The 25,493-nt window shown below is 53.5% G+C and carries 20 protein-coding genes; 12 read left to right on the top strand and 8 right to left on the bottom strand.

Features of this window, described 5'->3' with window-relative positions:
• Positions 1 to 38: 38 nt before the first annotated feature.
• The gene (locus tag ACR3ZL_RS20850; RefSeq protein WP_473651167.1) at positions 39 to 1,616 is read right to left on the bottom strand and encodes a hypothetical protein; all 1,578 of its coding nucleotides are present in this window, start codon (positions 1,614 to 1,616) and stop codon (positions 39 to 41) included.
• Between the two features lie 823 nt (positions 1,617 to 2,439).
• Here ACR3ZL_RS20850 and ACR3ZL_RS20845 point away from each other — a divergent pair.
• The gene (locus ACR3ZL_RS20845; RefSeq protein ID WP_473651168.1) at positions 2,440 to 4,113 is read left to right on the top strand and encodes a sigma-70 family RNA polymerase sigma factor; all 1,674 of its coding nucleotides are present in this window, start codon (positions 2,440 to 2,442) and stop codon (positions 4,111 to 4,113) included.
• Positions 4,114 to 4,316: 203 nt separating this feature from the next.
• Here ACR3ZL_RS20845 and ACR3ZL_RS20840 read toward each other — a convergent pair whose 3' ends face one another.
• The 4 genes from ACR3ZL_RS20840 to ACR3ZL_RS20825 are packed head-to-tail and all read right to left on the bottom strand — an operon-like array spanning position 4,317 to position 8,735.
• Positions 4,317 to 5,000: a GNAT family N-acetyltransferase gene (locus tag ACR3ZL_RS20840; protein WP_473651169.1), complete on the bottom strand. Its 684-nt coding sequence runs from the start codon at positions 4,998 to 5,000 to the stop codon at positions 4,317 to 4,319.
• Between the two features lie 2 nt (positions 5,001 to 5,002).
• A complete protein-coding gene (locus tag ACR3ZL_RS20835) occupies positions 5,003 to 6,145 on the bottom strand; it encodes a lysylphosphatidylglycerol synthase transmembrane domain-containing protein (RefSeq protein ID WP_473651170.1) in 1,143 nt (380 codons plus the stop codon).
• A gap of 9 nt (positions 6,146 to 6,154) precedes the next feature.
• Positions 6,155 to 6,814, bottom strand: coding sequence for a hypothetical protein (locus ACR3ZL_RS20830; protein WP_473651171.1), 660 nt, complete (start codon positions 6,812 to 6,814; stop codon positions 6,155 to 6,157).
• Complete coding sequence (locus ACR3ZL_RS20825; protein ID WP_486172932.1) at positions 6,807 to 8,735, bottom strand: cation:proton antiporter; 1,929 nt, start codon at positions 8,733 to 8,735, stop codon at positions 6,807 to 6,809. The genes ACR3ZL_RS20830 and ACR3ZL_RS20825 overlap by 8 nt, the downstream gene beginning before the upstream one ends.
• Positions 8,736 to 9,064: 329 nt before the next feature.
• Here ACR3ZL_RS20825 and ACR3ZL_RS20820 point away from each other — a divergent pair, with 329 nt between their 5' ends.
• The 4 genes from ACR3ZL_RS20820 to ACR3ZL_RS20805 all read left to right on the top strand — a co-directional run bounded on the left by ACR3ZL_RS20820 (position 9,065) and on the right by ACR3ZL_RS20805 (position 13,061).
• Positions 9,065 to 10,156 (top strand): DUF1559 family PulG-like putative transporter, encoded by a 1,092-nt coding sequence (locus ACR3ZL_RS20820; RefSeq protein WP_473651174.1) that lies wholly within the window; start codon positions 9,065 to 9,067, stop codon positions 10,154 to 10,156.
• A gap of 199 nt (positions 10,157 to 10,355) precedes the next feature.
• Entirely contained in the window at positions 10,356 to 10,856 is a 501-nt protein-coding gene (locus ACR3ZL_RS20815) for a hypothetical protein (protein WP_473651175.1), read from the top strand.
• Positions 10,857 to 11,040: 184 nt separating this feature from the next.
• Positions 11,041 to 12,363, top strand: a complete 1,323-nt coding sequence (locus tag ACR3ZL_RS20810; RefSeq protein ID WP_486172931.1) for a glycoside hydrolase family 117 protein — start codon at positions 11,041 to 11,043, stop codon at positions 12,361 to 12,363.
• Positions 12,364 to 12,416: 53 nt separating this feature from the next.
• Positions 12,417 to 13,061: a response regulator gene (locus tag ACR3ZL_RS20805; RefSeq protein ID WP_473651177.1), complete on the top strand. Its 645-nt coding sequence runs from the start codon at positions 12,417 to 12,419 to the stop codon at positions 13,059 to 13,061.
• 37 nt (positions 13,062 to 13,098) lie between these two features.
• On the opposite strand, the gene ACR3ZL_RS20800 is transcribed toward ACR3ZL_RS20805, so the two are convergent.
• Complete coding sequence (locus tag ACR3ZL_RS20800; RefSeq protein ID WP_473651178.1) at positions 13,099 to 15,084, bottom strand: beta-agarase; 1,986 nt, start codon at positions 15,082 to 15,084, stop codon at positions 13,099 to 13,101.
• Between the two features lie 929 nt (positions 15,085 to 16,013).
• Here ACR3ZL_RS20800 and ACR3ZL_RS20795 point away from each other — a divergent pair.
• The 4 genes from ACR3ZL_RS20795 (at position 16,014) to ACR3ZL_RS20780 (ending at position 18,983) form a co-directional block, all read left to right on the top strand.
• Positions 16,014 to 16,484, top strand: a complete 471-nt coding sequence (locus ACR3ZL_RS20795) for a MarR family winged helix-turn-helix transcriptional regulator (protein ID WP_473651179.1) — start codon at positions 16,014 to 16,016, stop codon at positions 16,482 to 16,484.
• 146 nt (positions 16,485 to 16,630) lie between these two features.
• On the top strand, positions 16,631 to 17,254 hold the full coding sequence (locus tag ACR3ZL_RS20790; RefSeq protein WP_473651180.1) for an FMN-dependent NADH-azoreductase: 624 nt from the start codon (positions 16,631 to 16,633) through the stop codon (positions 17,252 to 17,254).
• A gap of 199 nt (positions 17,255 to 17,453) precedes the next feature.
• Positions 17,454 to 18,152 (top strand): pirin family protein, encoded by a 699-nt coding sequence (locus tag ACR3ZL_RS20785; protein WP_473651181.1) that lies wholly within the window; start codon positions 17,454 to 17,456, stop codon positions 18,150 to 18,152.
• 135 nt (positions 18,153 to 18,287) lie between these two features.
• Positions 18,288 to 18,983 carry a DUF1003 domain-containing protein gene (locus tag ACR3ZL_RS20780; RefSeq protein ID WP_473651182.1) on the top strand — a complete coding sequence of 232 codons (696 nt, stop codon included), beginning with the start codon at positions 18,288 to 18,290 and terminating at the stop codon, positions 18,981 to 18,983.
• Between the two features lie 150 nt (positions 18,984 to 19,133).
• On the opposite strand, the gene ACR3ZL_RS20775 is transcribed toward ACR3ZL_RS20780, so the two are convergent.
• The gene (locus tag ACR3ZL_RS20775) at positions 19,134 to 19,418 is read right to left on the bottom strand and encodes a hypothetical protein (protein ID WP_486172930.1); all 285 of its coding nucleotides are present in this window, start codon (positions 19,416 to 19,418) and stop codon (positions 19,134 to 19,136) included.
• A 513-nt stretch (positions 19,419 to 19,931) separates the two neighbouring features.
• On the opposite strand from ACR3ZL_RS20775, the gene pta reads away from it, so the two are divergent.
• Positions 19,932 to 22,136: a phosphate acetyltransferase gene (gene pta, locus ACR3ZL_RS20770; RefSeq protein ID WP_473651184.1), complete on the top strand. Its 2,205-nt coding sequence runs from the start codon at positions 19,932 to 19,934 to the stop codon at positions 22,134 to 22,136.
• Positions 22,133 to 23,296 (top strand): acetate/propionate family kinase, encoded by a 1,164-nt coding sequence (locus ACR3ZL_RS20765; RefSeq protein WP_486172929.1) that lies wholly within the window; start codon positions 22,133 to 22,135, stop codon positions 23,294 to 23,296. The genes pta and ACR3ZL_RS20765 overlap by 4 nt, the downstream gene beginning before the upstream one ends.
• 38 nt (positions 23,297 to 23,334) lie before the next feature.
• Here ACR3ZL_RS20765 and ACR3ZL_RS20760 read toward each other — a convergent pair whose 3' ends face one another.
• On the bottom strand, positions 23,335 to 24,120 hold the full coding sequence (locus ACR3ZL_RS20760; RefSeq protein WP_473651186.1) for a methyltransferase: 786 nt from the start codon (positions 24,118 to 24,120) through the stop codon (positions 23,335 to 23,337).
• A 399-nt stretch (positions 24,121 to 24,519) separates the two neighbouring features.
• Between ACR3ZL_RS20760 and ACR3ZL_RS20755 the strand changes: the two genes are divergently transcribed.
• Positions 24,520 to 25,452, top strand: a complete 933-nt coding sequence (locus ACR3ZL_RS20755; protein WP_473651187.1) for a hypothetical protein — start codon at positions 24,520 to 24,522, stop codon at positions 25,450 to 25,452.
• Positions 25,453 to 25,493 lie beyond the last annotated feature (41 nt).

The raw sequence follows: 25,493 nt of genomic DNA, 5'->3' as shown, positions 1-25,493 counted from the left end.
GTGAAACCACTGTGAATCCACTGCAAACGCTTCCTCGGTTACCGAGTGAACCCGTCGCTGGGTGACCGAACCGAAGCGGTCGATTCTACTTGCGATGTCCCATTGTTTGATAGTTTTTCCTTCAAAACACCCTGTTTTTCAGTTCCTTCGCCCTGTTGAGTGTCGGCGCCAGCGACGTTGCCTTTGGGACTCGTCAATTGCAAAGATGCCGCTAGCTGAATGTCAGACCCGCCCAATTGAGCCACACTGTCGCCGTCCATCGTCAATGTGGCGACGATGCGTCGTTGTTCGTCGTCGCTGAAATGCATCATGATCCACTGAATCGGCACGCCCTGCACGTTGCCGGCGGCGACCACGCGTAGCATCCGCAAACCGCCGTCCGTCACGCCTTCGTGACTTTGAATCATATCGGTGAAGCGATCTCCCAGCGTTCGTTTGACGTCCTGCTCGAACGCTTCCAAAGTCCACTGCTCGCCTTCGCCCAGTCGGGGCAGAGGCCGTAGGTTCAATTGAGCGATTGAGTTGTCGTTTTCGATCATTCGCATGATCGATTCGCCCGGCGCGTCTTTCATGATTCGCCATCGGCGGTCCATCAGTGCCGAAACCCCGGCATGACTGCAGTTCATCGCCATCAGCATGCGGTCCGCTGGTGGGGCATTGTTGAAGTCCACCTTCGCTGGCCGTTGAGCCAATTTTTTCGGTTGATCGATCGGTTTGCGGATCATGCGAATGGTCGCTGTGACGTCGAAGCCAGGTTCCGCCTTACCGATTTCGCGGGTTTCGTGAATCGCGATTGCTGCCCAGCTAACGGTGTTCGTTTTTCGATCAAGGGTCAGTTTGCCGAGCACCCGAAGTTGCGTCGGCACGCCGGAGACAGACCCGTCCAGCTTACCTTGCATTTGCAGTTTGGCTTGCGCACCGTCGACAGAAACCAGTTCCATTTGCACGTCGCTGGCCGCCACGTTGGAAAGGTTCAGTACCGAAGCCAATACGCTGGGATCGATGTCCGCCTTTTCGCCAGCAAGTAGGGCTTGCTCGGGAACCAATCGGTCAATTGCGACGCTGGACACGGGCGTCCGTAGCAATTCGATCTCCGCCGCCGTCAAATAGTCGGCGGTGGAATAGATCGATTCTGGCAAATGCTCGCGGCGAGCGATGACGGATCCAATTGCCGGACGCAGTTCCGTTTCCTGTTCAGTGCGATTGAGCCGGCTTTGGCCTGACGCTTCATAATAGTGACGTTCTGCCGCGATCACTTCGGAGTCAGCCGCGACGCCGCTGGGCTGCAGATAGCGTTCTTCGTAATCCAGCTTCATCTTTGCTGTGATGGGCAACACCTGTTTGGGGCTGTCCGGGATCATTGGATCTTTGGCTAGGTGAACGTTGCCTTTGATATCCATTTCCATTCGGACACGGAACAAGTCTTGGTCCGTCGCCGTCTTCAGTCGGATAGGTCGATCAGCGGCCCAGGCGGATTGTCCCGTAGGTAGTCCTGAAAGAGCGACTAGCCCCGAAAGTAGTGCAGGTCCTGTTACGAGAGTCGATCCAGAAAGCAGGGTCGAGGCCAGGAATTGACGGCGAGAGGGGCGGCTGGCAACAGGTTTACGTTGGCTCATCACAGACATCGTGGGCGACAGGAAAACAGATACAGGCCGATAAAAATCGAATCCAATTCGTCATTTAGGTGACGGTGTTTCGGTAAATTCGGCATACGCCCACCAGCCGGTTGAACGGTTGTTGAAGAATGAGGCACATTCTCGTTCTGAGACACCCAAAATTGCAAAGTGGTTGTAAATGTGACAATTCACACGTACCCGAGGCGACACTTGGCTGAGGTCGTGAAAATTTCCTAGGGCCTAAAATGCCGGTTTTTCCGGGACACTTCGGAAGTCAATCCATAAATCTGTTGCTGGCCAGGTCCGTTTGGCGCGGAAGTTTCATTGTCTACCATCGTCCAAAGCGGACCTGCCAACTTCGTAGGCAAGTCGGAAGCTGCTTCGGTTCAAACGGCACCACGACAAATTTCGCTTTAACGCGACAGTTTGGTAAGCCGGGCAAACCGGGGACTCTTCAGCTTGTTTTTTACTGAATTTTCGTCATTTCGATGAACATTTCTGCGTCGCAGGCGGTCTGTTAAGGACAAGGAAGATTAGGGAGTGATGGAGTTTTGTGAACGCTTTGTTTTTAACCGGAATGGTGCCTCAAAGCCGCGCACACCTTCACGACCTGGTATTCTGAATCGTATGGCATGGAGTCGTACGAGACGCTTGGTAAGTAAAGGGATGGAACTGACATCAGTCGGATGCCATTTACGAACCGAACCCATTTGTCGCCTTATGGATTAGGCGATCCCCGGGCAAATCAGATTGATGTGTCTGCGACCCGCCGGGGTTGCAAGGAAATCAGGACACGAGCGATCAGCACTGGGAGTTTGCAGCTATGCATACTGGATATCGTCACATCGGATTGATGGAACTTCGCGACCAATTGACACGGTTCGCACCTCGTAACAAAAAAATCGAACAAGGCGAACTGGCTGAGAAGTTGCTCAGCGAGATCGTCGATGGTCGCGACTATTTCGTGGATTACGTCTGCTTGCGGATCACGAACTATCGTCCCGACACGAAGCCTCGCCAAACTGTGGCCGCAGCGGATCTGCGTCACGATTTGCGTTTACTAATCGAGGACCTCTCGGATGCTGCGGATTTGGATTCCGAAGCCGCTGGTCAACGTGTTTTGACCGTCAACGATTTGGCAAAGCAATTCCGTGTCTCTACCAAGACGATCAGCCGCTGGCGTGATGCTGGGTTGGTCAGCCGTAAGTTCTTGTTCGGCAAGCGAAAACGCGTCGGCTTCCTGCAATCCAGCGTGGACCAGTTTCAGCAAACTCACCGTGATAAAGTTCGTCGTGGGGAACGCTTTAGCCAACTCAGCGACGATGAAAAAACGGAGATGATCGAACGGGCCCGGCAATTGTCCGAAGGCGGTGCGAGTTTGTCCGAAGTGACTCACCAGCTTTCCAAGCACATGAACCGCTCACCTGAAACGATTCGGTACACGCTCAAGAACTTTGATGCGCAGAACCAAAAGCTGGCGATCTTCCCGCATCACCGCGAACTGTTGACCGAAGAAGACAAGCGTGTCATCGCTCAATTGCATGTTCACGGTGCGACGATTCCACAACTTTGCAAACGTTTCAAGCGTACTCGCTCGAGTATTCGCCGTATCTTGGATGAAGTCCGTCTGCAGCAATTGGCTGAATTGCCGCTGGATCACATCTACAACGAAGATTTCGAAGACGTGTCGCGTGAGGCAGAGTACCTCGCCGATATGCCTGAAAACGAATCAGCTCGTAAAATGCGTGCTCCTTCGGATCTGCCTAGCTACTTGGCCGCCTTGTACGACGTGGCGTTGTTGAATCGCGAGCAAGAAGGACATCTGTTCCGCAAGATGAACTATCTCAAGCACCGTGCCGGTGTGTTGCGTGATGAGATGTTGGCCAGTGGCCAAGCTCAAAGCGAAACGATGGATCGGATTCAGTCGCTCTACGAAGAGGCTGTGCGAACGAAGAATAAGATCGTTCAAGCAAACTTGCGGTTGGTGGTTTCGATCGCCAAGCGGCACGTCGCTTCAGCAGAAGATTTCTTCTCGTTGATTAGCGACGGGAACATGTCTTTGATCCGTGCGGTTGAAAAGTTTGATTACTCACGTGGCAACAAGTTCAGCACCTACGCTACTTGGGCGATCATGAAGAACTTTGCTCGTACGATTCCGAAGGAGTTCAAGCACCGTGATCGTTTCCGTACCAGTGGTGAGGAGATGTTCGTTGCTCATCAAGACGAACGCCTTGATCCATACGCGGAAGAAACCGTTCAGTTGCAGCGTCAGCGTGAACTCGCACGTATCCTTGATCGGCTGGACGAGCGTGAGCAAAAGATCATCACAGCTCGGTTCGGTTTGAAGCGAGGCGTTGAGCCGCTTACTTTGAAGGAAGTTGGCGTGGAGATGGGCGTCACTAAAGAACGTGTTCGCCAGCTCGAAGCTCGTGCACTGAGCAAATTGCGTGACGCAGCACGTGACGCCAAGATCGATGTCGAGCTTGGTGCTAGCTGATCCAATTTAGTTGTCTGTCCGCATATCCGGCGGGCGGACACCGTAGCCACTGAAGCTCAGCCAATTTGGCTGGGCTTTTTTTATTGGCATTGGTGGCTCGAAGTCCGCTGGCAATGGATCGAGACGTTTTTATGGAGTGTCTGGGTTTTGCTGACGCTGCATTCGGCTCTCGAAAGACGCGACTTGGTGTCGCCCACTTGGTCCTACCGGATTTTGAAAATTACTGGAGATTCATAAGGTCGCGTGGTCCAAGTCTTATCCTTGGATAATCCACCAGATCCGAAGACGCCGCATAGTCGCAGGATTCGAATGACGACGATCCGGCCCACCTTGTGGTGACTGTGTTTTCGGTGCACGTGCATGGAAGCCTTGTTCCATGGTTGGATCACGACTAGCAGCCGATCACACCCGTGCTGGTGTGCATCGTTCGCTGCAAATGCGAGCAGTCGTTGGTAAGCTCCCATGCCCCGCAGCGATTCGCTGACATAGGCACAGTAAATCCAGCCCTGGTTTTCTTCCAGCGCGATACGGAAGCCCAGGTTGTTTTCGGCAAAGCTTTGGCGACCACACCAAACTCCACCCACAATCGTTTTGGCATCATCGGATGTCGTGATCGCGTAGCCGAGATCGTTGAGCGTTGTTTCTTCAGGCACTGAGTTCCACGTCACTGCACGCAAGTGAGCCCGCATGACGGGATCGGTCACGCGTGTGAATTGCAGCGTGTCTTGAGCAGCTTGGGAATGCTTGTCGCGAAGGCCGTCTACGTCTAGCTCAAGAACATCACCAACCGAAAACCGAAACAACCAAGCTGGCACCACTCGATTGAACAGAATCTCGAATACATTCAAGACTCCACGTTGTCGAATTTTTTGAACTAAGGAAGGCAACTTTAGGCATCCAGTTTGGGCGACTCTGCAGGCGTTCGTATGACGTCATCAGGCTTCGTGGCGGAGTCAATCTCGCCACCATCGTCAACGTTCACACTAGGGCTATCGGTGATCGACTCCGTGGGACTTGTGTGCGTTTCGGCGTACTCCAGGCTTTCCTGGACGTCTTTTCCTGCCGTCCAATAAAACAATGTCCCGATTGCCGCTAAGGCAACTTTCACCAGTTCAAAGACCAACGCCACGATCGTGCCTGATGCATCGGTCGCTTTCGCGGGGACCAAGTGGTACAGCGTTTCAATCGTCGCTTCTAACACGCCCAGGCCCGACGGTGTGATGGGCAGCGCGGATGCGAGCATTCCGATTGGAACGATAACGAAGTGTTCCATTAACGTGGGTGGTAGCTCGTACATCGACACGGCAATCAAGTACATGCTGACCACCAAAAGGCCTTGCACACCGACGCTCATTAAGATGGATAGTGCGAACGCCCAGGGATGGTGATGGAACATCCGCAATGGCGGACCAATTTTTGCAACCAAGGGGCCTATAACGGCGACCTTTGAAAATTGGTTAATTAATCGATCGACGAACTTGCCACCAAAGACCAGCAGCATCAAAACAGCGGTACCGATGCTCAGTAAACCGCCGACAATCCATTTGATATCGTTGATCCCAATTCCGTTGAACTCAAAGGAATCCGACGATTCCCGGCACATCAGGCCCATCGCGACCAGTACCAACAAACCGTACAAACCGCTGCCCCGGTCAACGATCACCGACGCGACAGCTGCGATCTGTTTACCCGGCGCTCGCCTTGCCAAGAAAACCGCCTTAAACAGGTCGCCGCCGACACTGCCGGGGGCGACGAAGCTCAATAGAAAGCAGATCGAACCCAGTCGCAACGCTTCGACCAAGCCAAGTGCAATGCCTTGGCATCGAACCAAAATCCACCAACGTACGAACGACAGGCTGATCGCGGCTAAGGCCACGCCGAGAGCCGCGATCAAGATTGGATAAGAAATCTGGCGTTCGGCCAGCGATTCCCAATGACTCGGTTCCATTCGCCACAACAAGAATCCGATGATGGCGACGGGGACCAGGAACTTGGTGAGCGTGATCGCGATATTTTTGGCGGGAAGCGGCATAACGAGGTTTTATCGCACCAGCCAATCACGGAAACCGTCTACCAGCAATTGAGGCTGATCCGAAACGTATTCGACCAACCACGCCGTGATTAGGATTGCGAACCCCAACGCTGCCCAACCTCGTCGCGGTTGTGGGGCCGCGATCTCTGATATCTCGCGGCGAAGGTGCACCGATAGCGTGCTCCAGAACGCGGCGGTTAGCAACGGTTCGAAAGCCACCAGCTTGACGCAGTCATGCATGGGGGCGGAATCAAGACGTAAGTGGACGCCTGCATTCGGGAGATGAAACTGAAGCGTTTCCAGATCGCCCGTTGCGGTCGCATCAACGCTTTGAGCTGCTTTCAAAACGGCCGGAAAAAGTTGTTCGCTTGTGCGGCCGTAGATGACCAAAGACGATCGGCTATTAATGATCCACAAGCAGCCGAACAAGAAGTACAGAAATAGCAACGGAATCCAGACCCAAGCCCCTAGCAGATACGCCGTTGCTTTAGGAAAGAACAGTTCCATAGGTCCAACGACAACCAAACCAGAAATCGCCATCAGTAGCGCTGCGGTATCGGCCGCACCGGACCAAACCAGCGTTCGTCCGCTGACACGGCACAACGCCAAGACGAACAGGTAAATTATTAGTGGAGTGAAAGCAACAAGCGCGGCGAACGGTTCAAACATGATCAGCCGCCTTGTTGTCAGTACCCTTGTGATTCGGTGCGGAAGAACTGGCTCCAGGACTGATGCCGGAATCATGCGCGTGAGCGGCATGCTTTTTGTCGATCGGGGTCGCGTTGACCATCGCTAAGATGGTTTGCCCCGCGGCCGGAATGAGCGGGCTATCGATCGTGTTCATTTTCAAGCTCCCGTCGCTCTCCAGTGCGCACATCACCACGGATTGCTCACCGTATTTCTCTAAAAAGTCTTCGAATGTGTAAGCGGATGTTAACTTCGTTGCCTTGAAAGTTGCGCCGACCGAATGCATCTCGCGAAACCGCGTGTAGGTCAGGCCTTCACCAAACAATTCGCGTCCCATCAAGTTCTTCGTCAATCCGCGACGCCCGGCATTGTTTTTTGACTTGAAGGTCAACTGATACAGTCGTGACGAATCGAACAACGTCTTGCATTCACGAAGCGCCAATGAGTTGACTTCGTCGTTGGGAGTCATGGCCATGAACCGCCCGATTCCCGCTAAGTCCAATTCTTCGCGAACGTGCTCATTCAGGATGTTAACGCATTCCCCGTGGATGCCATCCATCTTCGCTTTGGAAATTTTGTTGTAGTTCGTGTCGACCATCAAGACACGGATTCCGGTTCTTGCCAACTCAGCAGCAAAATCTCGGACCCACGGGTCGGCTCCCGCGATCAGCACCCCGTTGCTGGTTTCGTCGGCCAACCGCAAAAACTTTGCCAGTGGGCCTGCGGCCATCCCGTAAACCGCGACGGTGCCGATGATCACTAGGAATGTCACTGTGGCAAGTTGTTCCGATCCTGGGATCTGCAGGTCGCTTCGGCTTTCCATTCCCAAGGCGAACACGCTGCTAACCGCCGCCGCCACAATCCCTCGCGGTGCCAAGCCAGCGATGAAGGTTTGTTCGCGGTAGTTCAGCGGGCTTCCTAGTAACGATAGGTAAACCGAAACCGGGCGGACAATCAAAACCAACGCCAGGACTAAACCCACGCCCGGTAAACCGATCGCCCCGATGTCCGCTAGGTTCACTCGGGAACCCAATACAATAAACAGGCAGCCGATCAACAGCGTTCGCAGGTTTTCTTTCAGTTCAATGATGTGCTCAACATCGAAGTGCTTTTGGTTGGTGAGCCAGATCCCGAGTACGGTGACCGTGATCAACCCCGATTCGTGTGCCAGCATGTCGCTGATCGCAAACAGTAGAAGTGCCAGCGAGAGAGCCGTCACACCGTGCAGGTGATCCGGTACCCAATATCGTCGCAATGCTTGTGTCAGGATTGCCCCGCCGCCACAGCCCAATACTAAGCCGACGGTTGCGGTCCATGCCAGCGAGGTAATCACTGACGAGAATTCAGGGGTCGAGTGTTGTAACAGCACTTCTTCAAAGACCAGCACGGCCAAGACTGCACCGATCGGGTCGATCACGATGCCTTCCCATTTAAGTGCCGCCGCCACTCGCCGGCTCGGCCGGACCTGTCGCAACAGTGGTCCGATGACCGTTGGCCCGGTGACGACCAGAATCGCCCCCAGCAGTGCGCTGAGTTGCCAGCCAAACTGCAAAATATAGTGGGCAGCGATCGTGTTACCGAAGAACGACAACAGGGCACCGATTGTGACTAACCGCAGCGATGCAGAGCCTGATTCGGTCAGCTCGCTGATCTTGAGGCTCAATCCGCCCTCGAACATGATCACGGCAACTGACAACGCTACCCAAGGGAACAGCAGATTGGGGCCAGCCGTTTGGTCACCATCGGTCAGTTGTGCCAAAAATGCGTCAGGCTGAACGAAATATCCCAGCGTGACCCCGAACAACAGCAGCACCAAAATGCTCGGGAATCCGGTCCGCCATGCGAGCCATTGAGCGGTGACGCCGAGGGCCGGCACCATCGCAAGGTAAAGCAAGAATTCCATGCGGGACGCGTTATTTAGAGGAAATTAGCTGTCGAACGAGAACGTCTGAAAGAATAAGGCGCCGCCAGTAACTTTCCCATCCCTGCAACACGTGTCGCCAATCGACGGTGCGTGTGGATACCGTAATCTCAGACGGGGGGCTCATTATTCGCGTCTTTCTATTGAGATCGATTCGCATTACCTTTTTGGCTCGATCAGCTAGCCAGCCTCACTTCGGTGGCGGAATCTCCGGGACCAGCCCTCCGCAGGGCTGATCCCTGCGGACTCCGTGTCGGATGCCAGCCACGCTTTTCCTTTACACCCAATTCCGCGTGTTTCAGGATAGGCCCATGCGCATTTTGCACCGACCTTCGAGTGTTCCGTCGCTCTCTCATTCTCGCTTCGACGTCGTTCATCTTAACCGGAAGTCATTCCGGATCGGCTTTACTCTGGTCGAACTGCTGGTGGTGATCGCAATCATCGGGATTCTGGTTGGTCTGTTGCTGCCCGCCGTGCAATCCGCTCGTGAGGCCGCCCGGCGAATGAGTTGCAGCAACAACCTCAAACAGGTTGGTTTGGCAGTTCACAATTACGAATCTGCTTACAAAAAACTGCCACCGGCATGGACCGATCCAGGCGGAACGGATGGTTTGGGAAGTGGCTGGTCGATGCAAGCCCGGATCTTGCCCTTCGTTGAACAAGACGGGTTGGCTGATGGCGTGGATTTTTCAGTCGATTACAGCAATGCATTTTTAACTGTTGATGGCGAACCGGTCGCTATTTCAGAATTTCGTGTTGCCACTTACCAGTGCCCTAGCGATCCACTAGACGAGCCTCGAATCAGCTCACCAAACAACTACTACAAACTCAATTATGCGGTGAACCAAGGGGTTTGGTTTGTCTACGATCCCAACGACAAGACTGTCGGCGACGGCATGTTTTGCACCGGTCGGTACATGGGATTCCGCGATTGCTTGGATGGATTGAGTAACACACTTGCACTGGCTGAAGTGAAGGGCTGGAATCCCTACCTGCGAGACGCCGCACACGCTGGGGACCTCGCTATTCCTGTTGAACCCGCCGAAATCTGTGCTCTGCTGGGATCGCTGAAAACCAATAGCGGCCATACCGAATGGATTGATGGTCGTGTTCACCAAGCGGGGTTCACAACGACGTTCACACCTAACCGAAAGATCCTTTGTGAGGATTCATCGGGAGTGGAATACGACGTGGATTGGACCAACCAACGCGAAGGAAAGGTTGCAGGTTCAGGGACCGATCCCCTCACCTACGCTGCGGTCACCTCTCGCAGTTACCATACCGGTGGCGTGATGGTTGGCGTGCTGGATGGGTCCGTGCGGTTCGTCACCGATTCAGTGGATGGCAAGTTGTGGCAAGATCTCTCGACCCGAATGGGACGAGAAGTGATCGAATGGCCGTAACCGTTACAATCGGAAACGTTTGACAAGCTTTCAAGTCGCTGCACCGAAAACTTTTTCTTCCGGTCAGCTTCAGTGGCCTACGTGACCTATCTATTTCATTGCACAGTACTCCGTCGCAGCAATTTTCCGTTGCGAATCAGGCAAGCGTACGGTGCAATGTCGACGGTGGGGGCCGCTCTTCTTGTTCAAAAGTTTGCAGATGACCCAATCAACCAAATGCGACGAATACTTCCGGTGCGCACTTCCTGTCGAGAATGGCTCGGCGAAGATTCGCATTGGTCGCCAAACCCTCGAAGCCCAAGTGCAAGAAGCTTCCATTGATGGCTTCACGGTATTAGTCGATGCGTCCAACGCGACGAAGCTCGCCTTGGGGCGATCCTGGATTTTGCTTCATGATCAATCCAAGCTGGAAGTTCACGCTCAGTGGTTCTTTCATGCCGAAGATGGCAACGTCCAGGTAGGCTTGCGTCGAATTCGTGATTTGACTCGCCCGCCAGTCATCGGTGGCTGGATCCCTTCGTTCACGAGTGGTCAACGCGGTACCGAGTCAACGGGCGGATCGTTGATGTTCATCAGCGCTGTGATGATCGCGTTCGTTAGCTTGGCACTACCGGGGATCGGCGATCTCTTGGGCACGTCGGGACGCATCCAACAAGGTATCGCGTCGCTCGCAGGCGGGATCCGTAGCTTCCTTCCTTAGTTTATGTCGCCGGTAATCTTGCCAGTTGGGGCCGTTGGTAATGCCAGTTGGTTCGATCGGCCAGGTTTGTGCTACTCCCAACGACATGATGTAGGTTCCCCGCGAGCTTGCATACTTTTGTGTAGCTGGATCGTTATAATGGGCGTTTGTTTGCCCCGCGTCGACGATTTTTTTGCTTACCAAGATGAGATTCATGTTGTTGATTAGCCGATTTCGATTTTGCCTAGTCTTGCTCGGTATGCCTTCGGCGTTTTGCGCAGCGGAGTCGCCGGTATTTCCGCACCGAATGCCGGCGGAGAAGCCGGACATGGAACTCAGCGCATCTGTTGATCGAATGTTCGATTACCCCGCACCTCGGGTTCAAGACAATGAGCTGTTTTCACAGTTCAAGTACACGCCGTTGAAAGGTCTCGACAACCGTAGTGGCGATGGAACCATCACACGCCGTGATCCTTCCCGACCCATTTTGGTCGATGGTCAATATCATGTCTGGTACACCAAGCGAGACACGGCAACGCCACCGATCGGAGCCAGTCGAGCTGCCGAAGCGACTGACACCATTCCGTCGACCGACTGGGATTTATGTGAGATTTGGCACGCGACCAGCAAAGACGGATTCACGTGGCATGAACAAGGCGTCGCGGTTACTCGGCCACCGCAGCCTATTCCCGGTTGGCGGTCTGTTGCAACGCCCGAAATCTTGGTTTGGAAGAGTCGGTACTATCTCTATTACCAAGCCTTCGTTCAGCCCAGTGGCTTGAAAGGCGATTGGTGTGCGGTCTCGATGTCGTCCGCTGATTCCCCGGATGGTCCCTGGGCTCCTACAAACAAGACCATCATCCATACCGGTGAAAAAGGCGATTGGGACCAAGATGCGGTTCACGATCCTTTCCCGGTCGTCTACCGCGGTCGCATCCATGTGTACTACAAAGCCGCGTACAACAAATGGCCTGATATCCGCGACAAGTACGCCGTTGGTCATGGCCTTGCGATCGCCGATGATCCACATGGCCCATATGAAAAACACCGCTTGAATCCCGTGATGGCTTCCGGGCATGAGACGATGTATTTCCCTTTCAAGGAAGGCATGGCCGCATTCGCGATCAAGGATGGCAATGAACGTGACACCATTCAATATGCCGAGGACGGCGTGAATTTTAAGATCGCTTCGGTCGTTTCATTCCCGCCTACCGCCGCCGGCGCTTTCACGCCAGATGCTTTCACCGATAGCGGTGACGGGCGCGGTATCACGTGGGGGCTGTGTCACTTCACCAATGCCGGATCACCGGGTAAGTCGCATTCGATCTTGGCTCGTTTTGATTGCGACCTGAGTCTTGATGTCGACGACCCCGCACTGAAGCAAAGCGGGCTATGGCTTCGTCCGGAAGTTTATTTTCAGCAGCGACTCAGTAATGCACAGCGGCAGCGAATTGACCAAGCAAATGAGGAAATGATCTCGGTTGGCGAGACGACCGTAGGTGGCGACGCAGTCGATAGCAAAGAGTAGCTTGTAGGGCCGAACGCTATATCAAGAATCTTTCCCTACCATGGTCTAACAAAGTGCTGAAGTTCTGGATCGTCGAAGACAACTCAAGGTACCGGCACGCTACCGTCCGTGGACTGAGCGTGCTGGCTGACGATGTGCAGCCTCGGGAGTTTGATAATTGCGAAGATGCGATTGCAGCGATCGATGCAGGGCATGCACCGGATGTTTTTCTAATGGACATCGATTTACCCGGCATGGACGGGATCGAGGGTATTGGTGAAATCAAACAGCGTCTGCCCGATGCATCCGTGTTGATCCTGACTGTGTTCGAGGACGACGAAAAGATCTTCCGCGCACTCAAGGCAGGAGCTTCCGGCTATTGCTTGAAGTCCGATTCCATCACGAAGGTGCGCGAAGCAGTGCAGCAAGTTTTGGAAGGTGCCGCACCGATTCACCCTCGCATCGCCGGACGTGTCCTGAAAATGTTTGCCCAGCTTGCACCGGAGCAAACGGATTACGGGCTAAACGAACGGGAACAAGCTGTCCTGGAGGCGATGACCCGCGGGTTGGTGCGAAAACAAGTTGCTGGTGAACTGGATCTGAACCTTCACACGCTCGATTACGTGACCCGCTGTATCTACCGCAAGCTTCACGTCAATGGTGCAACCGCAGCGGTCGCTCTCGCCATTCGTGAACGACTGGTCGAACCACCTGAGTAAGTGTCCGGAGCCATTCTATAGGGCTCCAAACGCACGGCTACTTGTCCGCATCGCGAGCGATCCGAAGGACGACACTGCCAATCGCTCCGTCGGCCCCGTCCTCGAATTCGATTGTGACGGTATTCTTGGATTTCAAGTCCGCCGGGTCTACTGGTATTAGCTTGGTGCTCGCATATTCGAGGTCAGTCAGTCGATCCGAGCAAAGCTCGTTTGGAACATCGAGACGTTTACCGTTCAGCTTTACGATCGGCTCACGGTCGGCGTCGGGGGATCGGGTCAGTCCGATTCGTAATTGAGCATAGTCGATCGTTTGGTCCAGCGGCACGGTGATGTCAAATGACGCGTTCTGCATTGGCTGTATAATCTTGTCACCGTAGCAGGCAATTTCGTTTATCTGACGGGCGGTTGGAATCGGCGTTCCAAAGTCCGCTTCAATGACGATCGATTGTCGCCCGTGAACGAGTAGCTCTTGCGGAGTGACGAACGTCTCTTCGGAATATGCCGTGGTGTAATCTGCATTGCGGCCAAGTTGACGGATCGAGATTTGGGGCGAGGTCAGTCCCGCCAATTGGACGGGGATGTCGGTGTTGCTGAGGTTGTTAATCACCAGCCAAGTTTTGCTGCCGTCGACGAATGCACGCGTTTGCAGGTCAGGCGTGTCGCAGATCGCCTTCACGCGTCGTCCATCCACCCCGCGGAACAACTTGAAAAACTTGGTCATGTCCGTTTCGACCCAGCGTTCTTTGTCGGTGTATTGATACGGCACAAACATCTGGGCATAATATTTCGGGCCCCAGTTCCACGTATTGACCTGAGTAAAGCAAACCGACTTCTGGACGGTATGCGGATGGTCCATGAACGCAAGCGTGTTGGCAACAAAGCTGCTGATGCAGCCAAAGTTGACGATGGACCGTTTTCGCATTTCGTATTGCCAAGTCGTCGGGTCGGCATCCGGATCGACCAGCGACAAAATCTCGGTCGAAACCAAATCTCCGTCGTAGTCGCCTTTGGGTTGGCTACCGATGTAGCCGCCCTGTTCGCTGACCACGACATCCATGGTGCGTCCATATTCATTGACGGCATGGTTTTGAAATAGATCCAGCGTGCCTTCCAGCGGAAGTCCCGACTGCATTCGTCCCTTAAATTGATTGTTTTGCCAGCGATGGTAGTCGTAGACATGGAACGAATAGAAGTCGAGCTTGCCATCGGTCATCGTCATGAAGTTCTTCAGTCCGTCGAAGCTGCGGTAGCGGTTGCGATAGAAATAGCAGGTCGGTAAGCATGGACCGCCTACTTGGACATTGGGCAACGATCGTTCGAAGTGATCGTGCATCGCAACATGCCAATCAGCCAGTTCTTGGGTTTTTACCAGTGACCAATGGGGTTCGTTGATGGGTTCGAAATATCGCGGACGATTGAAGTCGGAGTACCGTTCTTGGAAGACGGTGGCAGCAAGGTCTGCGGAAGCGGCTGTGTTTTCGGAGATAAACTGAGGATGCTTGGGATCGCTGGCGGACTCTTTCGTTTCGAACTTGCCCATGTATGCGGGATACGCACCCGGTGAACCGTGAGCTGCCACATCGAGGCCATTGGGGAAATCGTTTTGAAATTTTTGAGATGCTGGGGGTGTGGAGTCCTTTGCCAAAGTAGATAGGTCAGCGTATCCCGGGCGGCCTGTATCGGGCTTGACCGTTCCAGACCAGCGTTTGATGGGCCCGAGTCGTCGTCCGAAATTGACTTGTAGTTCGTCAACCAAATATCGATATCGTTCTTCGCTGCCGAGTCGCTGCTCAAAGCCTGTGCCATCGTCGCAAATTGTGAAGTATCGATGCCGTTCGAGTTCAGCGATGCCCTCGATCGCTCGAGTCGTCGTCGGCTCAACGGTGATAATCGCAGCTGGAATGATTGCTGTCGTGAGATTCGCGGAGCGGTCGTCGTCTGTGTGCGATGTGTCTGCGGGAACGGAGTTCACGAAGACACTCAATGTCAGTGGCAGGGCCAAGACCGCTAGATAGTTTTTCATGTTCATTGCCTGACTTGTTGAAGCTTGCGGTACTTCTTGATAGGAGCGTGACTTGCGGATACCGACCGAAAACGGAATGGTTGCTGCACGTGTCGGTTTTGGGAAGCTGGGGGTATCTGTAATCGAAAGTTCACGTTTTGGGGACAGTTGTGTTAGCTCCCGGACATGGCCAGTTTTAAAGAACTGATCGCAGTCCGTGTTGTACAACCGGTAGTTTGCTTCGACTTACCTTGTTCGATTCATTTCTTTCACCTGCATCTTCGGGCTCGAGAATTGAATCGTTCCGAAGCATACGGTCTGTCTCTTCGATCTTTGCAGCGATCAGCTGAAAGGCTTGACCGCCGTAAGCCTTCGCCGTCACGTCAAAACAGGAAGTTGTAGGGTGGCGAGAATATTTTGCATGGGAAAATAGTTGTTGGTCCTTTGCCATCGTGTTTTCCTGCGGATCATCCTTCACGAATGCCTGCCACCGAGGCTTTTGTGGCGAAGGCCAATGGCGAGGAAAAACAGCACGGCCAAATGTCGTTTGGAAAGCGAATCCACTGGGATGCTGCAAGACTTTGGTTTCAATTTCTCTCTCTCGTTATCAGATGCAATGGGGGCTCAGTAGGTTTCTCATACTACGGATCGACCTTTGAGACGACCGTAGGTTCCTCTTAGACGTATGCTAGGGGCCGGTGTCTCTGTCGTTACCGGAGAAACTGTCTTGCTCGGTTTAGCGATTCTTCAAAGTGAGTCGCTTTCATATCAAGGGTCTTCGCACGTGTTGCTAATCGCAGTCTTTTCGGTTCCGTCAACATAAAACGAAGTTGAAACTGAAGCGAGGTAAGTCATCCGCAGGATGCTTGGTCTTGACTTGCAGATGGTTTACATGTAATGTTATTGCGTGAGACGGGAATGAATTGGGCTGGTTATAAATTGAGGGAACGATGGCATCGAGTTTGCAAGATGAACTGAAAAAACGCGGTCCATTCGATTCCGTTGAGCAGGAGGCGACCTTGGCCGTTATGCGGACCAGCGACTTGCTCGAAAATCGATTTGCGCGTCTCCTTCGTGAGTATGGTTTGACGCCGACCCAGTACAACGTACTGCGTATTCTTCGAGGTGAAGGCGCTCCCCTGCCCTGCCTCGAAATTGCCGAGCGGATGATTCAGGTCGCACCTGCAATCACGCGTGTGGTGGATCAACTGCTTAAGCTAGAACTGGTCACGAAGACGCAATCGAAAAGCGATCGACGGGTGTTCGAGATCAATCTAACGTCGGCTGCTAAGCGGTTGTTGAAGAAACTGGACGTACCGGTCTTAGATCTTCACGCTTCATTGCTTTCTAATGTGTCCAAAACCGATCTGAAAACGCTGGTTCTAATTCTTCAGTCTGTCAGGTCTGGTATCGGCGAGTGATTTCTGCTTTTAAATAGTTTACATGTAAGATTGTGGCCGGTGTTAGGTATACCTGATATCGACCATTGCTAAGGCGTTTAGCCTCGCACATCGATCTTTCAACCGTGTCTCGTTTCGTTTTCGTGTTTCAATAAAGGAACTTCAAGATGGCCAAATTGCTCTACATCGAATCCTCGCCTCGCAAGGCTCGCTCAAAATCGATAAACGTTGCTAACGCATTCGTTGATACCTATAAAACGGCAAATCCTGACGACGAAGTCGCCACGATCGATCTTTGGCAAAGGGCTCTTCCCGAATTTGATGGATACACCATTGATGCCAAGTATCAAGTTCTGCATGGCGAAGGTTTCGATGCCGATCAGGCAAAGGCATGGCAAGCGGTTGTGGACGTTTGCGACGAATTCAAGTCCGCCGATAAGTACTTGTTGAGCGTTCCGATGTGGAATTTTGGCATTCCCTATAAGCTAAAGCACTACATCGATGTTATCGCTCAACCGGGGCAGACGTTTAGCTTTGATCCAGCGAGCGGGTACAGCGGTTTGGTAACCGGAAAACCAGCTTCCGTTGTGTTTGCACGCGGCGGTGCCTATGGCCCCGACGGGTCGGGGATGGACCACCAAAAGCCATACATCGAACAGATTCTAGCCTTTTTCGGTTTTAGCGAAATTTTCTCCGTGGTCGTTGAACCGACTTTGGCTGCACCCGGCGAAGTGGCGGCGACTGAAGCCTCAGCGATCGAGCAAGCTCAGCAAATTGCGTCGGCGTTTTAGTCCCGTCAATCTTTGACCGTTTGCTAATGGTCAAAAACTTAACCATCGCAACTTAAATCCAAATAGCCCGAAGCGTTCGCGGTTGGTCTCGGTGAGGGACGCGGTGCCACGCGAAGCCATTCATAGCGCGACTGCTATGCCGCTGACTACTTTTTTTATCCATTTAGTTTACATGTAGACAAGACTGAGGCGAGAAATCATGATCTCTATCCGAAGATCCAGCGAACGAGGCCATGCTGATCACGGTTGGCTCAATTCCTACCACACGTTTTCTTTCGCAAGCTACCAAGACCCTCAACACATGGGGTTTCGATCGCTCCGTGTTATGAACGAAGACCGTGTTGCGGCAGGCCAAGGTTTCGGTACCCATGCCCATCGTGACATGGAAATTGTGTCCTATGTGCTCGATGGAAAGCTTCAGCACAAAGATTCCATGGGCAACGGTGAAGTCCTGCAGCCTGGCGAGTTTCAGCGGATCAGCGCTGGCAGCGGCATCACTCATAGCGAATTCAATCCCGCGGCAGATAAGCCAGCTCACTTTTATCAAATTTGGTTGCTACCGGAGCGTAAGGGGATCGATCCCAGCTATGAGCAAAAGAAGTTTGATTCAGCCGGACGCCAGAATCAGTTTCAGCTCGTTGCTTCGCGTCAAGCGAACGATGGTTCATTGCTGATCCACCAAGACGCGAGCATCTTTCTTGCTGATTTGGAACCTAGCCATCAGTTGACCTATGAAATTCCCGTCGACCGGCACATATGGCTGCAAGTGCTTCGTGGATCAGTCAATGTGAATGGCCAAAACTTGGAAACAAGTGACGCCGTTGCAATGAGCGATGAAGGTTTGTTGTCGTTAGAAACCAATAGCCACGCTGAACTGATGCTGTTCGACTTAGCGTAGGCGGTTTAGTGGCGGCGAAATTGAATCGACATCCGATTGCCCGCACGCTAGTGCCCTGCCCCAAAAGCGACGAGACTGTATGCGATGCTGATTTCGCTATGCAAAACCTTCTTTTGACGCCCCTGCGAGAATGAAATGCCCCACGATCAAGTCAACTGCGTTGTTTGCGGCAAGCCGTTTTCGCTGTCGGACTTAACACCGGGCCGATTTGTTCGTCCGCTTGTGGCGGAACGGATTGCGACTGAGCATCCTGAGTGGAGCGCGGACGCGTACATTTGTCATGGGGATCTGAATCACTACCGCAGTCTGTACGTCCAGAATGTCATGGAACAAGAACGTGGTGAGCTGTCGACTTTGGAACGCGACGTGATCGCCAGTTTGCGTGAACACGATGTGATGACGCAAAATCTAAATGATGCCGTCGATGTCACCATGACCGTTGGTCAGCGTTTGGCGGATAAGGTCGCAAGTTTTGGTGGCAGTTGGCCATTCATTTTGATCTTTGCCGGCGTATTGATCGTTTGGATATGCATCAATTCAGTCGCCTTGTTTGCCAAGCCGTTCGATCCCTATCCGTTTATTTTGTTGAACCTCGTGTTGTCATGCTTGGCTGCGGTTCAAGCACCGATCATCATGATGAGCCAGAATCGACAGAACGAGAAAGACCGACTGAATGCCGACAACGATTACCGAGTGAATTTGAAAGCGGAACTGGAAATTCGTCACTTGCATTCCAAGATGGATTTGTTGTTGACTCACCAATGGCAACGCTTGTTGGAAATACAACAAGTCCAAACGGACCTGTTGGAAGAGATGAGCAACAAGCAATGAGGTAGCATTGATGGATGCAATTTTTGTTAGGTTGCAAAGATCGATGTCGCTTGTTCGTTGCATCAACTTACGGCACATTTGCATTGTTTGTGCTGCCCTGACAGCGACACGGTTTCATAAGCCAATGTGCAACGCGTCGTTCCTGCCATGTCATTTGAGAAGCGCAAGGAAGGTTTGGTGGCGGGACAGCGTGACTGGTTGATCATTGGTTAGCTCTTCCGTTTGTGCTGGTCTTGTAGTGTTGGTTCGAGTTCGACGAACCGAAACTGACGCCCCTTCGTCCATTAACCGCTTAGGAATCAGGTAGCGTCCATAGAGCGCCAACTCTGGATCGGTACGCATCAACAGCGGCGCACCGATTCGGACCATCCACTCCCTTGCAGGCAGTCCGAGTTCAAAAGTCAGCAAATCCGGTGGTCGCAAAAACGAAAGCATGCTTGGGTTGCTGTTGGGGGCATCGGTTGCATTTGGTTAGGGGCCGTCAGCAATCCGAAATGCAATCGTTTGTCGTCCGGTTGTTGAGGCAGGACTAGGATGACGATGGGGGGCTTTCGTATGGACCACTGCCCTGCCCTGCTAGAAAAGATTCGCGTCGATTATTTCCGCGATGTGGTTTGTCGCTAACGAAGCGTTTCCTCTGGAAATTCCAAAAGCCGGCCTCACTGTCTGATACCGCTAAGCTTGCATGACGCAACGCCGAGACAAAATCGAATATTGCAGCAAATGTGCATTTCGATGTATAGAGTATGGTTTTGGTCACAGATTGCTGTGCGACATTTGTTCCTGATGTCGGCTACGACCACATGAATTCAGCGAAAACCCACTGCTGCCAAGGGAAGTGATCGACTTGGTCCCACCCCCAACCTTTGCGGCAAGCCGTTGTAAGCCAGAGCAGCAATTACGACGGCACCTACGAATTGGATTCCCCTTCAATGACGCGATCTCAACATGCCCGATAGCCTCTATTTAGCAACCAACGAGAACGCGACAGGTAAGCGGATGGTTGCCCTTGGCGTGATGGAACTCGCGATGCGTCGCTTTGATCGCGTTGCCTTCTTTCGGCCAGTGGTGCGAGATTCTGCTGACCAGGATCAAAGTATTTGCTTAATGCGATCACGCTATCAACTAGCGGTATCGCCTCAACAGATGTTTGGTGTGACCCGCAAGGAAGCACGCCAGATGCTCGCCGAGGATCGTTATGACTCGTTGATTCAGCGGATTCAGCAGAAGTTCAAATCGCTGCAGGAGAAGGCCGATTTCGCAATCGTCGAAGGCACCAGCTTTCAGGGACTCGCGACTGAAATCGAGTTTGAGCTGAACGCCGACATCGCAGTCAATCTTGGCTGCGCGATCATGTCGGTCTATTCCGCCGCCGGGCAATCGGTGGAAGAGAGCGTGCAGTCGATCCGGATTGGCAACGATTCACTGACCGATCACGGCGGCCAGCTACTTGCGACGGTCGTCAACCAAGTGTCACCGGAACAGCGGAACGCACTGGACGCGGCATACAAGTCCGCCGGCTTGGCGGGTACCGCACCGATCTACATGCTGCCTGAAGAACCGCTGTTGCGGCAACCGACCGTCCGCGAGATCCAAGTGGGACTTGGGGCCTCGGTCCTTGGCGGGGACGAATCGACGTTTGATCGTGAGGTAGCCCGACTGAAGGTTGCCGCGATGTTGTTGCCGGATTTTCTTGAACGCATGCAAGCGGGGAGTCTGGTCATCACACCAGGAGATCGAAGCGACATTGTTATCGGATGCGCATTGGCAAGTCTACATGCTGACAGCCCTTCGCCAGCCGGGATCGTGCTAACCGGAGGTCTGTTGCCACCACTTGCAGTTCGACGGATGGTCAATCCGACCAGTGGTTTACCGATCCTGACAACCAAGGTTGATACTTTCACCGCCGCGACGATGGCATCGAAAGTGCGAGCGGAAATTGGTGAGCACTCGCCTCGGAAGATCGAGTCGGCACTTGGTGTGTTTGAACGCAGCATCGATACGGACGACCTTGCTCGACGACTCGAGGCACCTGGTGTGCAACGCATTACACCGATGTTGTTCGAGCACTCATTGATCCAGCGGGCTCGTGAAAAACGCGTCCGAATCGTTTTGCCGGAAGGAAATGACCCGCGTATTCTGCAGGCCGTCGACGTGCTTCGTCGCCGCGATGTGGCTGACATCGTGTTACTGGGCGACCCCGCTGAAATTCGTAGTGCGGCAAGCCAAGTCGGCGTGATGTTGCCCGAACTCGATCAATTGGGATCCGGCGACTTCACCGATGACCGCGATTGGGAAAACGTGGGGCCGCCTACGGTCCAGATCATTCACCCGCCGTCGAGCCCGTTGTTGCCTTCGTTCGTTGAAGAGTACTACCAATTGCGGCGGCAAAAAGGGCTAACCCGAGACGTTGCTCGTGACCTTATGCAAGAGGTTAGCTATTTCGGCACAATGATGGTGCGTCGTGGTCTCGCCGCTGGCATGGTGTCCGGTGCCATGCACACCACCGCCGCAACCATCCGGCCCGCGTTCGAGTTCATCAAGACGCGTCCCGGGATCGGCTGCGTCAGTAGCGTGTTCTTGATGTGTTTGAAAAGTGGCGTCTTGGTTTACGGTGATTGTGCGGTCATTCCAAATCCCACGGCAGAACAACTTGCCGAAATCGCCAGTTGCAGTGCCGACACGGCTACCCAGTTTGGGATTGAGCCGCGTGTTGCGATGCTTTCCTATTCAACCGGCGAGAGTGGGCAGGGTGAAGATGTAGAACGGGTAAGAGCGGCCACGGCAATGTTGAAAAAGGCTCGCCCCGAAGTGCTGGTCGAAGGGCCTTTGCAGTACGACGCAGCGATCGACCCCAGCGTTGCCGCGACCAAGTTACCAGGCAGCCAAGTTGCTGGTCGGGCGACGGTGTTTGTTTTTCCTGATCTCAATACGGGCAATAACACTTACAAGGCGGTGCAGCGATCGGCTAACGCACTGGCGATCGGTCCTGTTCTGCAAGGGCTCCGACGACCAGTCAATGATCTATCGCGAGGCTGTACCGTGGCCGATATCGTCAACACGGTTGCGATTACCGCGGTACAGGCCCAGGCTTCGCAGTCCATCCCGCTGGATCCGGTTCCGAATCACGATGACGAAGGTTTCGATTCATGAACATTCTCGTCTTCAACGTCGGGTCAACCACACTGAAGTTTGCATGTATTGATGTTTCGACTGGCATGCGTCTCTACGAGGGCTTGGTCGACCGCATCGGTCAGGTTGGTGGGGACTCGCCCGATCATCTATCCGCCGCTCGGTGTGTGCTGGAACAGGCCGGATTGTTGGCCCGTTCTGAACCTGCGTTACCTTCGAATGCACCAAAGTTGGCCGCGATTGCCCACCGCATTGTTCAGGGCGGCGATAGCTACCCCGAGCCCACGGTGGTCGATGCTGGCGTTTTGAAACACTTGAAATCGCTTGACGAATTGGCTCCTTTGCACAACCCGTCCGCCCGATCGGTTGTTGCGGCGATTGATCGTCTCGACCTCCCCTTGCCACAGGTTCTGGTCTTCGACACTGCCTATTTCAGCACATTGCAGCCAGCCGCTTATCGGTATGCGATCCCGGAACCCGTCTACCGAGCCCATGGCATCCGGAAGTACGGTTTCCACGGGACATCTCACCGCTTCGTAACACGGCGCGCAATCGATCGGCTAGGCCTCAAGTCTCCGGTTCGGATTGTCTCGCTTCATCTCGGCGGCGGTGCTAGTGCCGCTGCGTCTATTGATGGAGTGGCGGTCGACACGTCCATGGGCATGACGCCGCTAGAGGGACTCGTGATGGCAACTCGCTGTGGCGACATCGATCCGTCCGTGCCGTTGCACCTGATTCGATCGGCTGGGATGTCCGCCGATGCTGTCGACCACTTGTTAAACAAAGCGAGTGGTTTACTGGGCCTTTGTGGCGAAGCGGACATGCGAGAAATCTTGGTGCGACGTGAATCAGGTGATTCGGCGGCGTCTCTTGCGATTGATATTTACGTCCGACGAATTCAGAAGATGATTGGTAGCTACTTAGCAATTCTCGGCGGTTTGGACGCCTTGATATTCACCGCGGGCGTAGGAGAACACTCAAGTGAAATTCGCAAGCTTGTGGCTGCTCCGCTAGCGCACCTTGGCATCGTCGTTGATCCAGCCGCCAATGACTCGCCTGAGCTAGTCGATTGTGTGGCGGATATCAGCGACCCGTCGGCCGCGGTTCGCACGCTAGTCGTTGCTACAAACGAAGAGCTCGCGATCGCCAGAGAGTCCGCGCACTTGATCGCGGGAAAATAGCCCGCTATTGAAAAGTAGGGTACGTTCTAGCCCGCACCCTACCCAGGTAATGGATCAGCCATACTATCAGCGTCCTTCAACGGTCGCCCGATCAAGACCCGGTTCATCTCCGTGATTTGCGGGGATATATAGTCCCAGCGAACATGATAGCCCGCTGCATGCATCTGGTAGGTGCGATCGACGTCGATCGCAATGTCGGCACCGAAAACATTCTTCAGACACTCCGGTGACGGGTGCAAGCGATGTCGCCGGCAGCATGGTAGTAATGCTACCGTACTGCGAAGTGTAATCGCGTGCTCGATGCATTGATCAGTCCGTGTGCCACAAGCATGGACGCCGAGAATCGCGGTCCCCCATTCGATGTGATCGAGAGTCCGCTTCAGCGGAGCTTCCACGTACGTGATCTTATCGCTGGTCCAAGGGGCGACCGCTTGTGCAGCGGCAAGTACCAGATCGAAACTCTTGGGGCGGACTTTGTCCAAAAGGCAAACGTGTTCGATGTCTCGTTCGAACATCGCAAACAGAACCCCAACCAGGCCGTGGCCGCAACACAAATCAGCGACCGATGGGCAGCGAATGTGTTTTCGCACACAAGCGAAAAACTCAAAGCTCTCCAAGACTTCCTTAAACGGGATTGCTTGGCGTTCGCACAATTCCCGAGCGAAAACGGAAGACAGGTATTCGCCTGGAAACCATCGCGTATCCGATTGCCGCAGTCGATCTCGACAGGATGTTTTCTTTGCAAACTCTTCCGAGTTGAACTGTTTTAAAAAGCGAAACGGTTGATCGGCTTGAGCAAGTGGGATGCTCGATGATTCTGGCATAGGATTGCGGATACGAGAAAAATGGACTGCGGATCGTCGAAAACGCTTCCGGCTGCCGTGATCGATCTAAAGGGCTGGACGTACTTCGTTGACGTCGTTGCTAAACGAATATTGAATCGACGTTTTGCAAGGTCGAGGCTAAATCGTAGCCTCAGTCGCACTTTTTGACACTGACACCTTCACATTGCGACCGCCCTGCCCTCCCCCGCATGAGATGCTCAGCCTTGCCGCCGGGTCATGGGTGAATGGAAGTGACGCCCGCTAATTCTGAATCCCCCGCTTCGATGGTGGAAAAACGAGATGCTCAAAAGGACGCCGGTTATCAGTTCGTGAGCAAAAGTTTTAAGAAACGTCTCACTTTGCCACTTCTGCCGTTGCGCGTCGGTCGATGAGAAAACCATGGGCAACAAGCGTAAACGAAAGACTCACATTGTGCCGTTTTCGCTAATGCGATGTTTGCTGCTCGTCGTGTTGTGCGTTCAACAAATCGAGGCGGCGGATCCTGACTTTGGACTCGGCAGCTTGCTGGTAACGGATTCGATTCTGGATCGGCACCAGTCTCCGTCAACCGGTGATAACTTCGATCCGCCCTCAATGCAGCCCAGTTTCAGCGAGCTGATCAGCAGTGAGACTTATCGGGAACTTGAGAAAAAGCCTACGCCGTTAACGATCAGGAAGCCCGAATCGAATACAGGTTTCCTTGATTTCAATTTGTATCCGTACACGTCAGTCGATTCCGATAATTCGCTGACGATCAACGCGCTCGCCAATCTGCCGCACGGGTTCCAGTACTTCAGCCTTTCCAACTTCGGACGTGATCCGTCCCGCAAGGAACTTGAAGAGACGGCCAGTCTGTTGACGGAACAAAATCTGCGTTGGACACCGGACTGGGAACTCCCATTGGCGTTCGCGGCTCAGGCACTACTTCGTACTTCCAGTGGCAATGATGCTTTGCGATTCGGTCCTCGTTGGGCGGCTCACGACACTCCACTGATCAACGCGCCGCTAAAGAGTCTCGGCATCCGATACTGGATCGCGTTCTACGGAGCCCAGTTCGATCACAGCGTAGGCACGCAGTGGCAGATCGAGCACGTGTTGATTTGGAAAGTCTTTCCCGAGCTGCTCGATGACCGCGTTTACGTAAGTGGGTTTGCCGATCACAACATTGACCATCACGGTGCAACCCAAAGCACCTGGGTTGAAGAAATGCAGCTGGGCGTGCGAGTGGTCGATGAGTGGTATGTCGTGGCGGAACAACGTTACAACGGCTTCCGTGTCGGGGACGAATCCAGCTTGGGGCTTGGGGTCGAATATGTGATCCGCTTCCAATAGTGGTTCGTTGCGTTTTAACGCAATGTTCGGGCTTGACCCTT

The organism is Rhodopirellula sp. J20-39 (assembly GCF_057365095.1).
This window is presented reverse-complemented; position numbering and strand designations above follow the sequence as displayed.

Bases quoted from the DNA above. Each gene is read 5' to 3' on its own strand.
- ACR3ZL_RS20850 (WP_473651167.1), bottom strand. From the start codon at position 1,616: ATGAGCCAACGTAAACCTGTTGCCAGCCGCCCCTCTCGCCGTCAATTC.
- ACR3ZL_RS20845 (WP_473651168.1), top strand. From the start codon at position 2,440: ATGCATACTGGATATCGTCACATCGGATTGATGGAACTTCGCGACCAA.
- ACR3ZL_RS20835 (WP_473651170.1), bottom strand. From the start codon at position 6,145: ATGCCGCTTCCCGCCAAAAATATCGCGATCACGCTCACCAAGTTCCTG.
- ACR3ZL_RS20830 (WP_473651171.1), bottom strand. From the start codon at position 6,814: ATGTTTGAACCGTTCGCCGCGCTTGTTGCTTTCACTCCACTAATAATT.
- ACR3ZL_RS20825 (WP_486172932.1), bottom strand. From the start codon at position 8,735: ATGGAATTCTTGCTTTACCTTGCGATGGTGCCGGCCCTCGGCGTCACC.
- ACR3ZL_RS20820 (WP_473651174.1), top strand. From the start codon at position 9,065: ATGCGCATTTTGCACCGACCTTCGAGTGTTCCGTCGCTCTCTCATTCT.
- ACR3ZL_RS20815 (WP_473651175.1), top strand. From the start codon at position 10,356: ATGACCCAATCAACCAAATGCGACGAATACTTCCGGTGCGCACTTCCT.
- ACR3ZL_RS20810 (WP_486172931.1), top strand. From the start codon at position 11,041: ATGAGATTCATGTTGTTGATTAGCCGATTTCGATTTTGCCTAGTCTTG.
- ACR3ZL_RS20800 (WP_473651178.1), bottom strand. From the start codon at position 15,084: ATGAAAAACTATCTAGCGGTCTTGGCCCTGCCACTGACATTGAGTGTC.
- ACR3ZL_RS20795 (WP_473651179.1), top strand. From the start codon at position 16,014: ATGGCATCGAGTTTGCAAGATGAACTGAAAAAACGCGGTCCATTCGAT.
- ACR3ZL_RS20790 (WP_473651180.1), top strand. From the start codon at position 16,631: ATGGCCAAATTGCTCTACATCGAATCCTCGCCTCGCAAGGCTCGCTCA.
- ACR3ZL_RS20785 (WP_473651181.1), top strand. From the start codon at position 17,454: ATGATCTCTATCCGAAGATCCAGCGAACGAGGCCATGCTGATCACGGT.
- ACR3ZL_RS20780 (WP_473651182.1), top strand. From the start codon at position 18,288: ATGCCCCACGATCAAGTCAACTGCGTTGTTTGCGGCAAGCCGTTTTCG.
- ACR3ZL_RS20775 (WP_486172930.1), bottom strand. From the start codon at position 19,418: ATGCTTTCGTTTTTGCGACCACCGGATTTGCTGACTTTTGAACTCGGA.
- pta (WP_473651184.1), top strand. From the start codon at position 19,932: ATGCCCGATAGCCTCTATTTAGCAACCAACGAGAACGCGACAGGTAAG.
- ACR3ZL_RS20765 (WP_486172929.1), top strand. From the start codon at position 22,133: ATGAACATTCTCGTCTTCAACGTCGGGTCAACCACACTGAAGTTTGCA.
- ACR3ZL_RS20760 (WP_473651186.1), bottom strand. From the start codon at position 24,120: ATGCCAGAATCATCGAGCATCCCACTTGCTCAAGCCGATCAACCGTTT.
- ACR3ZL_RS20755 (WP_473651187.1), top strand. From the start codon at position 24,520: ATGGGCAACAAGCGTAAACGAAAGACTCACATTGTGCCGTTTTCGCTA.